12 protein-coding genes are annotated in these 12,219 nt (G+C 65.4%); 2 read left to right on the forward strand and 10 right to left on the reverse strand.

The window, feature by feature from the left end:
- Positions 1-55: 55 nt before the first annotated feature.
- Positions 56-1,261: an IS110 family RNA-guided transposase gene (locus tag MSP7336_RS08490; protein WP_069394944.1), complete on the forward strand. Its 1,206-nt coding sequence runs from the start codon at positions 56-58 to the stop codon at positions 1,259-1,261.
- A gap of 28 nt (positions 1,262-1,289) precedes the next feature.
- Here the strand turns inward: MSP7336_RS08490 and MSP7336_RS08495 are convergent, their stop codons facing one another.
- From MSP7336_RS08495 to MSP7336_RS08540, 10 genes are read right to left on the reverse strand one after another with little or no spacing between them, the layout of a single operon-like run.
- Positions 1,290-2,159 (reverse strand): SDR family NAD(P)-dependent oxidoreductase, encoded by an 870-nt coding sequence (locus MSP7336_RS08495; RefSeq protein WP_113964835.1) that lies wholly within the window; start codon positions 2,157-2,159, stop codon positions 1,290-1,292.
- Between the two features lie 5 nt (positions 2,160-2,164).
- The gene (locus tag MSP7336_RS08500) at positions 2,165-2,590 is read right to left on the reverse strand and encodes a nuclear transport factor 2 family protein (RefSeq protein ID WP_069394893.1); all 426 of its coding nucleotides are present in this window, start codon (positions 2,588-2,590) and stop codon (positions 2,165-2,167) included.
- 12 nt (positions 2,591-2,602) lie between these two features.
- On the reverse strand, positions 2,603-4,603 hold the full coding sequence (locus MSP7336_RS08505; RefSeq protein ID WP_244917438.1) for an NAD(P)/FAD-dependent oxidoreductase: 2,001 nt from the start codon (positions 4,601-4,603) through the stop codon (positions 2,603-2,605).
- 18 nt (positions 4,604-4,621) lie between these two features.
- Positions 4,622-5,749 carry an NDMA-dependent alcohol dehydrogenase gene (locus MSP7336_RS08510; protein ID WP_069394894.1) on the reverse strand — a complete coding sequence of 376 codons (1,128 nt, stop codon included), beginning with the start codon at positions 5,747-5,749 and terminating at the stop codon, positions 4,622-4,624.
- A 56-nt stretch (positions 5,750-5,805) separates the two neighbouring features.
- A complete protein-coding gene (locus MSP7336_RS08515; protein WP_069394895.1) occupies positions 5,806-6,348 on the reverse strand; it encodes a nuclear transport factor 2-like protein in 543 nt (180 codons plus the stop codon).
- Positions 6,349-6,350: 2 nt separating this feature from the next.
- Positions 6,351-6,557, reverse strand: coding sequence for a ferredoxin (locus MSP7336_RS08520; protein WP_069394947.1), 207 nt, complete (start codon positions 6,555-6,557; stop codon positions 6,351-6,353).
- Between the two features lie 14 nt (positions 6,558-6,571).
- Complete coding sequence (locus MSP7336_RS08525) at positions 6,572-7,918, reverse strand: cytochrome P450 (protein WP_069394896.1); 1,347 nt, start codon at positions 7,916-7,918, stop codon at positions 6,572-6,574.
- The gene (locus MSP7336_RS08530; RefSeq protein ID WP_069394897.1) at positions 7,915-8,739 is read right to left on the reverse strand and encodes an SDR family oxidoreductase; all 825 of its coding nucleotides are present in this window, start codon (positions 8,737-8,739) and stop codon (positions 7,915-7,917) included. Before MSP7336_RS08530 ends, MSP7336_RS08525 begins: the two co-directional genes overlap by 4 nt.
- Positions 8,740-9,951, reverse strand: a complete 1,212-nt coding sequence (locus MSP7336_RS08535) for a cytochrome P450 (RefSeq protein ID WP_069394898.1) — start codon at positions 9,949-9,951, stop codon at positions 8,740-8,742.
- A gap of 28 nt (positions 9,952-9,979) precedes the next feature.
- Positions 9,980-10,573 carry a TetR family transcriptional regulator gene (locus MSP7336_RS08540; protein ID WP_181786954.1) on the reverse strand — a complete coding sequence of 198 codons (594 nt, stop codon included), beginning with the start codon at positions 10,571-10,573 and terminating at the stop codon, positions 9,980-9,982.
- Between the two features lie 172 nt (positions 10,574-10,745).
- Between MSP7336_RS08540 and MSP7336_RS08545 the strand changes: the two genes are divergently transcribed.
- Positions 10,746-12,215: an aldehyde dehydrogenase gene (locus MSP7336_RS08545; RefSeq protein ID WP_113964837.1), complete on the forward strand. Its 1,470-nt coding sequence runs from the start codon at positions 10,746-10,748 to the stop codon at positions 12,213-12,215.
- The last annotated feature ends 4 nt before the right edge of the window (positions 12,216-12,219 follow it).

Genomic DNA, 12,219 nt, shown 5'->3' on the forward strand with positions numbered 1-12,219 from the left:
CCCGCCCTGGCCGGTGTGTGCCCACCCAACGCTGGTCAGAAGGGACACCATCATCTTGGCAGAATCTGTGCTCATCGTCGCCGGTGCGGACACCCACGCCGACACCATCCATGTCGCCGCCATCACCATCACCGGTGCCTTGGCCGGCGACCGCGAGTTCCCGACCACGCGGGCCGGTTATGCCGCGGCCATCAGGTTCCTGCGCTCGCTGGGCCAGGTGCAGCGGATCGGGGTCGAGGGCACCGCCAGCTACGGCGTTGGGCTTACCCGGGCACTCATCGCAGCGGGCATCGAGGTCGTCGAGGTGACGAGGGCGGTCAAGTCGAGCCGCCGGCTCAAGGGCAAGTCCGACCCGCTCGATGCCTACAGTGCTGCCCGTACCGCGTTGGCCGGCGACGGGCTGGCCACTCCGAAAGACGACGCCACCGCAGGATTGCGCGCTTTGCACCATGCGCGCCGTTCGGCGGTCAAGCATCGCACCGCGGTAATTAATCAACTCAAGGCCATGCTGGTGTCCGCACCGGACTGTGTGCGTGAGAAGTACCGCGCCTTAACGACATTCAGGTTGATCGAGGCGATCGCTCGCTGCCGACCCGACTCACAGGCCGAACCGTGGGCGCAGTCGGTGCTCATCGCGGCCAAGATGCTCGCCCAACGCGTGCAGTTCCTCGAAACCCAGGCAGAGGCTCTCGAAGCCCAGATCGACGCCTTGGCCACCGAAGCGAATCCAGCTTTGCGGGCGGCCTACGGTGTCGGCCCGGACACTGCAGCCCAATTGTTGATCACCGCCGGGGCCAACCCGCACCGACTGCACAGCGAGGCGGCGTTCGCCGCGCTGTGCGGCGTGGCGCCGGTCCCGGCGTCTTCGGGCAAGACCAACCGACACCGACTCTCGCGCGGCGGTGACCGCGCCGCCAACAACGCGCTGCACCGCATCGCTTTGGTGCGTATGTCGAGTCACCAGCCCACCAGAGACTACGTACAGCGCCAACTACTTCACGGCCACAGCAAGAGCAAGATGGAGATCCTGCGCAAGCTCAAACGCGCCATCGCCCGAGAGGTCTTCAAACTCTTGACCCGCCAGATCGCCGTGCCCGACTACACCGACCTGCGCCCGGCACGGCAGGCCAAGAACATCACCGTCACAGCCGCAGCCAACCACTTCGGAGTCTGGCCCACCGTGATCTCCCGCATCGAACGCGGACTACAACGCGACGACACCTTCGCCCAGACCTACAGAAATTGGCTCAAAGCCGCTTGACACGAATAGGAGCATCAAGTAGACCCGTTCAGGTTCGTCCGGTGCGAATCAGCTCGGCAATCTCGAGCACCGACCACGGCGGCGAGTCGTGGTGGTCGCGATAGGCGATCACCGTCGGAGTGGGGCGGGCGAATTCGCCGACGAATCCGCCTGCGGCGACGAAGATTCGTCCGGACACCTCGTTGGCCAGATCGCTGGCCAGATAGACGTATGTCGCGGCGACGTAGTCGGGTGGCGCCACGTCCAGCGCCCCTTGCATGCTGATGTCATCCAGCAGGCCGCGGCGGTTCAGGTCGGTGATGTGCGCCTCGTACTCCGGTCCGGTGGACAACCGGGTCTTGGCGCCGGGGCACACCACATTTGCGCGCACTCCGTGCTGTTTGAGTTCGGCGGCGATCGCCAGCGTCAGACTGTTGACCGCGCCCTTGCCGGCCGGATACCCGGTGCCGCCGTAGTCGCCCAGGAACGCCATCGAGCCGGTGTTGACGATGCTGCCGCCGCCCTGCGCGACCATTCTGGGCGCGGCCGCCCGGCAGGTGGCGAACACCGTGCCCAGGTGTGCGTCGAGCAGCGCGTGAAAGTCACCCGCGGTGATGTCGAGGATCGACGAGAACGGCGGTTCAGGGATGCCGGCACAATTCACCAGAATGTTGATGGCGCCGAATTCGCCAACACACTTGTCCACCAACGCTTCTGCGGTCGGGTGATCGGATGGTGAACCCGCGTAAGCCAGTGCCCGCCCACCCGCTGCGTTAATCGCCCGCGCGGTCGACTGGGCCGCACCGCTATCGCGGCCGTTGACCACGACGCCGGCGCCGTGCTGCGCCAGTAACGCGGCCACCGAGGCACCAATACCCCGGGAGCCGCCGACCACAACCGCGCCGCGCCCGTCCAGCAGCGGCGTCACTCGGCGGTGCCGAATGTCATCATGTCAAGGTTCCAATAGCCACGCAGATTGGTGATCAGGCCGGCGTCGTTGACCCGATAGGTGAACACACCACGCACCGAACTGGTGACACCGTTGTCAAACTTGCTGTCCAGCACCAGGATATGCGCGATTTCATTCGGCGAGCTGCACGGGAATGTCTCCTCGCAGGTGATCGTCAGCTGGTTGGCGGCGATGTTGGTGTCGTAGAACTCGGCAACCCGGTCTTTGCCGCGCAGACCCGTTCCGTCCGGGTTGGTGACGGCCTTGCCGATCGGATCTTCGACGACGACGTCGTCGGCCATCAGCGCCAGCCAGCCCTCCCGGTCGTGCGTTTGGACGCATCGCCAGGATGCCTGCGAGGCAGCCAATGCCGGTGATTGCTGAACGGTTTCTTGCGACATTTGCGCTCCTATCTAAATCAGGCAGGCGGCACGGGCGCCGTCTTCGGTTGCTTTGCGGATCAAACCCAGACCGGTGCAATCCCCGGCCGCCTGCACCTGGGTGTTCGGCAGAGCGGCCACCAGGTCGTCGAACAAGGCGGTGTCGGGTTTGGGCGTCCCGGCCACGATGACGGTGTCGGCGGGAAGGTGGCGGGTTGCCCCGCCGGCGGGTGTGAATTCCACGGTGTCCGCCGCGATCCGCTGAACGGACGCGCGGACGTGGACCGTGACACCCAGACGGTCCAGCCGGTCCATGTGCTCGGTCCTGCGCTTGTTGCCGACCTCGGGGGCAATCGTCTGGCCGGCCTCCAGGATCGACACGAAACGGCCACGGCCGGCGAGGAATTCGGCCAGCTCGATGGCCGCCAGATCGCCGCCGATGATGGCGACGCGCCGCCCGAGCGGCATCCAGGCCCGCGTGGCGAACCGCACGAGTTTGGGACGGACCAGCCGCTGTCGCCGTCCGGCGAACATCTCCCGCAGCGCCGGCCCGGTCCGCACATGTGGGAGTTGATCGCCGGGAATCGTGGGCAGTTCGATGCGGCCGCCGGTTGCCACCACGACAGCGTCCGGTGCCAGGTCGATGACATCTCCTGGCGAAATGGACTGGTTTAGCTCAACTTTCGCCGGACTGTAGCGCAGCTCGTCACGCAGGTAGCGCAGGAACGGTTCGTTCTCCGGATGCGTCAGCGCCGCCCAAAGTAGCGCGCCGCCCAGCTGGCCGTTGCGCTCGAACAAGGTGACACGATGTCCACGTTCGGATGCGACGCGGGCGGCCTCCATCCCGGCCGGGCCGCCCCCGATCACGACCACCTCCTTGGCGCGCGCGGCGCGCGTCGACGCCAGGTCACGCTCCTTGCCCGTGCGCGGATTGACGGCGCAGTCGACCGAGAATCGTTGTTCCATGGCGTCGATGCAGTTTTCGCACGAGATGCACCGACGAATCCGATGTGCCCGCCCTGATCGCAGTTTGCGTGCCAGGTCGGGGTCGGCCAGCAGCGGACGCCCCATGGCGATGAAATCGGCTCGTCCGTCGGCAAGGATCTGCTCGGCGCGCGCCGGGTCGTGGATGCGGCCGACGGCGATCACCGGGACGTCGACCACCTCTTTGACCGCGGCCGCGGCGCCCACGTTGAGCGCGTCGCCGTCGTCGGCGCCGTTGACCATCCGCGTGACCAGCCGGTCGATCACGCCGCCGCTGACGTGAAACGCGTCCACCCCGGCGGCCACCAGTTCCGGGGCTACCTGCGCGGTTTCGTGGATCGGCCGGCCGCCGGCCACCCGCTCGTATCCGGAGATCCGCAGCGTGATCGGTAGCGCATCGCCGATCTCGGAGCGGATCGCTGCAAGCGTCTCCAGCACAATCCGGATCCTGCCGTGCACCGAGTCGCCGCGGTAGTCGTCGGTGCGCCGGTTACGTTGTGGAGCAAGGAAAGAGCCCAGCAACATGTAACCGTGCGCGGCGTGCAACTCGATGCCGTCGTAGCCGGCTTCGAGCGCCCGGCGCACCGCCGCTTTGAACAAGTCGAGCACCTCGATGAGCTGTCCTGTGCTGATCTCGGCCGACGGGCGGCCGGTCAAATACGACGGGATCACCGACGGGCCCAGCGACGTCACGCCGTGCATCTCCGGGCCCAGGGCGTCGGGCCCGGCATGCACGAGCTGCGGCTGGATCTTGGCGCCGTGCTCGTGCACCGCGTCGACCAACGCACGATGCGCGTCGACGGCGGCATCGGTCCCCAGGTGCAGTCCGCCGGGAGTTTCCGGGTGTCGATGGTCAACTCCGGTGGCGCCCACCGTGATCAGGCCGACGCCACCTTGAGCACGCGCCGCGAAGTAGTCACGGGTGCGGCCAGACGGCAGCCCTTCCGGTGTGCCGTACAGGGTCTCCATCGGCGACATCACCAACCGGTTGCGCACCGGCATCGCGCCGATGCGCCCCGGCTGAAACAGATGTGGGAAGCCGGCGGTCAACGCCAAGCTCCGGGTCGGCTACCGGTCGTCGTCGGTGTAGCGGATGACGCCACGGATGTTCTTGCCGCTCAGCATGTCCTGGTAGCCGTCGTTGATCTGCTCCAGTTTGTACTGGCGGGTGATCATGTCGTCGAGGTTGAGCTTGCCCGCCTTGTACATCGACAGCAGCTGCGGGATGTCGTACTGCGGGTTGCCGCCGCCGAAGATGGTGCCCTGCAAGTTCTTTTGCATCAGGGTCAGCATCGCCAGGTTCAACGTCACCTGGGTGTCGAGCAGGCTGCCGATCGCGGTTGCGACGCAGGTCCCGCCCTTGGCGGTGAGGTTCATGTAGTTGTCGATGTCGCTGCCGTGAAGTTCGCCGACGGTGACGATCACCTTCTTGGCCATCAATCCGTAGGTGACTTCGGCGATACCCATCAGCGCGGCGTCGACGTCCGGGTAGACATGGGTCGCGCCGAACTTCAGCGCCTGGTCGCGCTTCCACTCGACAGGCTCGATGACGAAGATGTAGCGGGCACCGGCGTTGACCGCTCCCTGCAGTGCCGACATACCGACGCCGCCGACACCCACAATCGCCACGTCGTCGCCGGGGCGGATGTCGGCGGTCCGGGTGGCCGAGCCGTAGCCGGTGGTGACACCGCAGCCGACCAGACAGGCCACCTCGAACGGGATCGACGGGTCGATCTTCACCACCGAACTTTCGTGCACCACCATGTACGGCGAGAACGTGCCCAACAGTGTCATCGGGAAGACGTCTTTGCCGCGGGCCTGGATGCGGAAGGTGCCGTCGGAAACCGACGCGCCGTTGAGCAGGCCGGCACCCAGGTCGCACAGATTGCGCATTCCCGCCTGACACGAGGGGCACTTGCCGCAGGACGGGATGAACGACAGCACCACGTGGTCGCCTTCGGCGAAGTCTTCGACTCCCTCACCCACCTCGGTGACGATTCCCGCGCCCTCGTGGCCACCGAGCACCGGGAAGCCGCCCATCGGGATGCCGCCGGTCACCAGGTGATGATCGGAGTGGCACATTCCCGCCGCTTCCATCTGGATCTTGACCTCGTGCTTGCGCGGGTCGCCGATCTCGATTTCCTCGACCGACCACGGTTGGTTGAACTCCCAGATCAGCGCACCTTTTGTTTTCACCGCAACCTGCTTTCAACTTGTTCGACACCACTTGAGCGACAGCGTAGTGACGCGGGTCACCAGAGCGGCACCGGGGTCTTACCCAGCGGGTAGTACCCGGGCAGCTTCTCCCCGGCGAGGCTGCGCTCGATTCGCCTCTGCATGCCTTTGGACAGCTTGCCCGCTTTCATCAGATCCATGTACAGCGCCTGGACGTGGCCGAAGTCGAAGAAGTCGCGCTGCCAGGAGATGAGCTTGTCGGTATTGAGCCGAAACCAGCTGCCCCCGATCCCGTGGATCTCCTGTCGGCCGCCGTCGGCGTCGACGACGACCTGTTTCCAGAAGCCGACGATCTCGCCCTGCTGGTCGTCGATGAGCACCTTCTGATACGGGTATTGCCAGTTCTCCAGACCTTCCATCTCCAGCCCGAGCGCGATCTCGCGGATCTCGTCGATCCCGACGCACATCACGTCCTCTTTCGGACCGATGTTCCAGCCGTACGTGGCGTCGGCGGCGTAGAAGTCCGCCAATGGCTTCCAATCGCCGGTCTTTTCGCAGTCCTTGTTGGCCTTGAGCCAGGACTGCACCCACTCGTCGAGTTCTGCGCGCGGAAATGGCACGGTTAATCTCCTGTTTCTTGGATGGACAGCGCTTGGGTGGGACAGGCCCTTACGGCCTGTTCAATTTCCGTGCGAGCTTCCTCGGGCGGCTCGGGGTTGAGTAACTCGACTTGGCCCCGCTTGGGCACCCGGAAATAGTCGGGCGCTTCCAGCTCGCACATCGCGTGCCCCTGGCACAGGTCGAAGTCGGCTTGGACTCGATAACCCATGATCGCCTCCGGATTCACTTGCGGCGGTAGCGCGCCGTGGCGGGCCGGGCCAGCTGCACCACCATCTTGGAGTGGTCGTTGCGGTAGCTTTCCGGCGGCTGCGCCATCTCGAACTCGTACTCGCGTAGCAGTACCGAGAAGATTGCCTTGATCTGCATGGTGGCGAACGCCGCACCCACGCAGCGATGCCGGCCCGCGCCGAACGGGATCCACGTCCAGCGGTTGACCAGGTCTTCCTGGCGAGGCTCGTCGTAGCGTTCTGGCACGAAGTTGTCCGGGTCGGGGAAGTCCTCGGGGATGCGGTTGGAGATGGCCGGCGAGGCCGCGACATAGTCGCCCTTGTGGATGGGGAAGCCCTGGACCTCGAATTCGCCTTGGGACACCCGCATCAGGATGATCAGCGGCGGATGTAGCCGGAGAGTTTCCTTGAGGACATTCTCCAGCTTGGGAATCTGCCGTAGCGCATGGAAACTGATCGCTTGCCCGTCGGCATAAAGCTCTTCGAGTTCTTTGATCACCTCGGTGTAGACCTGCGGATGGCGCATCAACTCGATCAGCGTCCACGCCGCGGTGCCCGAGCTGGTGTGGTGCCCGGCGAACATCAACGAGATGAACATGCCGGTGATCTCGTCGGCGGAGAACCGTGGATTGCCGTCGTCGTCTTTGATCGACACCAGTACGTCGAGCATGTCGCGGTCGCTCTTGTCCGCCGGTGGGTTGGCGATCCGTTGGTTCATGATGTCGTGCACCAACGCCACCAACCCCTTTCGCGCCTCGTCTCGGCGACGGAAGCTCTCGATCGGCAGATGGGGGTCGACGTAGCAGAGCGGGTCGGTGCCGCGTTCGAGTTCGTGGTAGAAGTGCGCGAATCGGGAGTCGAGCTGGTTGCGGAATTTCGGACCGATCAGGCACGCGGTCGAGGTGTAGATGGTGAGCTCGGCGAAGAAGTCCAACAGGTCGATTTCGCCTTCCTCGCCCCAATTCTCGATCATCCGGCGCACTTCGCGTTCGATGGTGACCGCGTGCCCTTTCATGTGCTCGCCGCGCAGTGCGGAGTTGTGCAACATTTCCCGGCGACGCTCGGGGCTGGCGTCGAACACCACGCCCTTGCCGAAGATCGGCGTCATGAACGGATATGCCTCGGCTTGGTCGAGATCTTCGTCGGCGGACCGAAAGAAGAACTCGTTGGCTTGGGCACCGGACAACAAGATGACGTGCTTGTCCGCCAATTGAAACCAGCCGACGTCACCGCACTCGTCGCGGACGCGCTGCATCAGGCCGATCGGATCGGTGCGGAACTCCTCGAGGTGACCGTGTTCTTCATCGCCGCCGGAAACGCGCGGGACCACAGGGGTTGTCATGAATCGAGCGCTTTCTCATCGAGTTTGAGTTGCTGGCGTTCTTTGTTCGTGGCCAATGGTGCTTCAGGCTGCAATTCCATGTTCACCACGAAGCCGCCGCGGGGGGTTTCCGCCACGAACGTGATGGCCCGGGCGAGATCGGAAGCCCGCAAGAAGTAGTCGTGGCGGGCCTGACCCCACTTGGCCCAATCCTCCAGCGCCGGGCCGATCGCCTCGGCGGGCAGACTCCAGCCCATCCCCGTTTTGGTGGGGCCGGGATGCACGATCGAGACCCGCACGCCGGTGCCCTCGAGTTCCATCTGCAAATTGGTGACCATCGCCACCAGCCCCGCCTTGGCGGCTCCGTAAGCGCCCATGTGCGGGCGCTGGCGCAGCGCGACGTCGGAGCCGACGAAAATCAGATCCCCGCGTTGACGCTCGATCATGCCGGGCAGCACCGCGGTGGCCAGCCGGTTGGCTCCGATCAGATGAATCTGGATCTGGGATTCGAAAGTCTCGGAGTCGATTTCGTGCAGGCGCCCGAAGTAGGTGTCTCCGGCGCCGGTCACCATGACCTCGATGTCGCCGAGCTGGTCGGTGGCCTGGTGGACGAATCTTTTGACCGAATCGGCGTCGGTGACATCCAGCGGCAACGCGATCGCCTCACCGCCGTCGGCGCGGATCTTGTCCGCGATCTCCTGGCATTTGTCGACGCGCCGCGCGCCCAGCGCCACCGGAAAGCCATGGGCGGCAAGCTCGACCGCGGTGGCCGCCCCGATACCCGACGACGCGCCGGCAACGATCGCGGGTCGACGGGCCGGATGCGGTTCGAAACGGGGCATTCAGCGCACCTCCACACAAATGGGCAAGTGGGCGAACCCGCGGACATTACTGGAGTGGACGCGCACGGCGTTGGCCTCGTCGACCTCGAATCCGCGGATCCGCTTGAACAGTTCGGTGAGCGCTACCCGGGCCTCCATCCGGGCCAGGTGCGCACCGAGACAAAAATGTGCACCGCTGCCGAAACTCAGCAGTTTCGACCCGATTTCACGTCCGATCACATACGCGTCGGGATTGTCGAACACCCGCTCGTCGCGATGTGCCGAACCTGGCAGCAGCAACAAGACGTCCCCTTCGGGGATGGTGGTGCCGTAGAGGCTGAGCTCTTGCGCGACCGTGCGCGCCAGGATCTGGCTGGATGTGTCGTAGCGCAGGGTCTCTTCGACCCACAGCGGAATGCGGGCCAGATCGGCGTAGACCGGTGTGAGCTGGTCGGGATTTCTGTAGCCCCAAAATGCGGCGTTGGCAAGCAGTTTAGTGGTGGTCTCGTTGCCGGCGATCACCATCAGGAACATGAACCCGAGGATTTCCTCCTCGGTGAGCCGGTCACCGTCGATCTCGGCCGCCAGCAGCGCGGAGGTCAGATCACCGGTGGGTTGTCTGCGGCGCTCGGCGAGCATGCCCTGGTAGTAGCCGATGAGGTTGATCGATGCCTCGATCGCCGACGCCGGTACGTCAGTGACGCCGTCTTCACGGTGCATCACGCCGTCAGCCCAGGCGCGCACCTGGCCGCGATCCGGCTCGGGAACTCCCATCAATTCGGAAATGACGTCCATCGGCAGCTTGCCGGCGAATTCGTCCACGTAATCGACTGTTTGCACCGACGCCGCCTTGTCCAGCATGGTGTCGAGGTATTGCGAGGCGATTTCGGTGACGCGCGGCTCCAGTTCGCGAATCCGTCTGGGGGTGAACCCTTTCGACACCAGCGTGCGAAGCCTTAGGTGATCCGGGTCGTCCATCGCCAAAAACGACATCGTCTTGGATGCGTGTGGCCCTCGCGACACCGGGTCCAGCGAAACGCCGTCGCGGTTGGACAGCATCGTGCTGTTGCGAAAGCCCTCGTGCACGTCGCGGTGGCGCGACAACGCCCAGAACTTCAGTTCTTCGTTGCGGTACAGCGGGGCCTCGTCGCGTAGCCGCTTGTAGTACGGGTACGGGTCCTCGTGGAAGTCGTAATCGTAAGGATCGAGCAGCAGTTCGGGCGTCACCGTCATCAGGCGCCGCTCCTTCTCACGGGAGCGGTCATCGGTCCTCCCCCAAAATCAAGCCCACGACATACGCCAGCCGGTCGGCGATCTGGTGATAGGTGACCGCGCCGCTGCCGGCATTGACCAATGCGCCGAAGAACGTCATCTCGAGCGCGGCCACCGTGCGCGGGTCGGCGTCCGGACCGATGGCCGACGTGATGCGGCGATGGATTTCCGCGCCGATCCGGTCCCGCACACTGCGCACCGCCGCGTCGGCGCCGCCACCGAGCAACGCCGTCGTGCACGCCGCGGCGACCTCGGGTTCGTCGGCCACCACCAATGCCAGGTGTCGCAGCGCCTTGTCCACCCGGACCGGCATCGGCTCGTTGACGTCGGTGAAGTAGGGCACCTGACGCACCAGGTCCAGATAGACCTCGGCAATCAGGTGGTTCTTCGACGAGAAGTAGGTGTACGCGGTGGCGGGCGCCACCTTGGCGCGGGCGGCCACCGCACGCACGGTCAGATCGGCGTAGGACTTCTCCCGCAGCACCTCGATCCCGGCAGCCAGCACCCTGCGGAACGTCTCTTCCTGCCGCCGGTTGCGCGGCGCCTCGCCGATATCGCGATCGGCGTCCGCGGTGATCGCCATCACTGCATCGCTGGACACATGTCCAAAGTTATCGGACTTCGACGCCTTCAGGCAAGCCCGCAGGACAGAGGGCTATCGTCGCCACCGTACTTGCCCGGCCGCCGACCTGGCGGCTATGGTGCGACTGGACTATTCCGGACAAGTGTCCACCATACTGCGGCGGGAGTTGAGAATGGCGTTGCTGGCCGACGGTGTGAGTGCGCTGCTCATCGACGGGAAGTTGTCGCCCGGTAGTGCCGGCACCTTCCCGACGGTCAACCCGGCCACCGAGGAAGTGCTCGGCGACGCCGCCGACGCCGACGCCGACGACATGGCGCGTGCCATCGACGCGGCGCGGCGGGCCTTCGACGAATCGGACTGGCCCACCAACACCGAGCTGCGGGTGCGCTGCGTGCGACAGCTGCGCGATGCGATGAGCGCGCATCTCGAGGAATTGCGAGAGCTGACCATCTCCGAAGCCGGTGCGCCGCGGATGCTGACCGCTGCTGCCCAGCTGGAAGGGCCGGTGGCAGACCTGAGCTTTGCGGCCGACACCGCCGAGTCCTACACCTGGAATCAGGATCTCGGTGAGGCGTCCCCCATGGGCATCCCCACCCGGCGCACCCTCGCGCGTGAACCGGTCGGTGTTGTCGGCGCGATCACGCCGTGGAATTTCCCGCACCAGATCAACCTCGCCAAGCTGGGGCCCGCGCTGGCGGCGGGCAACACCGTCGTGCTCAAGCCCGCGCCGGACACGCCCTGGTGCGCGGCGGTGCTGGGCGAACTCATCGTCGAGCACACCGACTTTCCGCCTGGGGTGGTCAACATCGTCACCTCCAGCGACCACGGCGTGGGAGCGCTGCTTGCCAAAGACCCTCGGGTCGACATGATTTCGTTCACCGGATCCACCGCGACCGGCCGCAGCGTGATGGCCGACGCCGCGCTGACGATCAAGAAGGTGTTCCTCGAACTGGGCGGCAAATCGGCGTTTCTCGTGCTCGACGACGCGGACCTGGCCGGGGCGTGCTCGATCTCGGCGTTTACCGCGTCCATGCATGCCGGTCAGGGCTGTGCGATCACCACCCGGCTGGTGGTGCCACGCGCCCGCTACGACGAGGCAGTTGCCGCCGCGGCTGCCACCATGTCGTCGATCAAACCCGGCGATCCCAACGACTCCGGCACCGTCTGCGGACCGCTGATCTCGGCGCGCCAGCGCGATCGGGTCCAGGGTTATCTGGATTCAGCTGTGGCAGAGGGTGGTTCGTTCGCCTGCGGTGGCGGCCGGCCGGCTAACAAGGCAAGAGGATTCTTCATCGAGCCCACCGTGATCACCGGCCTCGGCAACGACGCCCGGGTCGCCCGCGAGGAAATCTTCGGGCCAGTGCTGACCGTCATCGCTCACGACGGCGACGACGACGCCGTGCGTATTGCCAACGACTCGCCGTACGGGTTGTCGGGAACCGTGTTCAGCGCTGACCCGCAACGCGCCGCAGCGGTGGCCTCCCGGATGCGGGTGGGCACCGTCAACGTCAACGGCGGAGTCTGGTACTCCGCCGACGCGCCGTTCGGCGGTTACAAGCAATCCGGCAACGGCCGGGAGATGGGATTGCTCGGCTTCGAGGAGTACCTGGAGGCCAAAGTCATTGCCACAGCGGTGAACTGAGAAC

This window comes from Mycobacterium shimoidei (genome assembly GCF_900417275.1).
GTDB classification, from domain to species: Bacteria; Actinomycetota; Actinomycetes; order Mycobacteriales; family Mycobacteriaceae; genus Mycobacterium; species Mycobacterium shimoidei.

Coding starts and splice junctions, on each gene's coding strand:
- MSP7336_RS08535 (WP_069394898.1), bottom strand. CDS start 9,951: ATGACGGTGACGCCCGAACTGCTGCTCGATCCTTACGATTACGACTTC.
- MSP7336_RS08545 (WP_113964837.1), top strand. CDS start 10,746: ATGGCGTTGCTGGCCGACGGTGTGAGTGCGCTGCTCATCGACGGGAAG.
- MSP7336_RS08525 (WP_069394896.1), bottom strand. CDS start 7,918: ATGACAACCCCTGTGGTCCCGCGCGTTTCCGGCGGCGATGAAGAACAC.
- MSP7336_RS08500 (WP_069394893.1), bottom strand. CDS start 2,590: ATGTCGCAAGAAACCGTTCAGCAATCACCGGCATTGGCTGCCTCGCAG.
- MSP7336_RS08540 (WP_181786954.1), bottom strand. CDS start 10,573: ATGGCGATCACCGCGGACGCCGATCGCGATATCGGCGAGGCGCCGCGC.
- MSP7336_RS08530 (WP_069394897.1), bottom strand. CDS start 8,739: ATGCCCCGTTTCGAACCGCATCCGGCCCGTCGACCCGCGATCGTTGCC.
- MSP7336_RS08520 (WP_069394947.1), bottom strand. CDS start 6,557: ATGGGTTATCGAGTCCAAGCCGACTTCGACCTGTGCCAGGGGCACGCG.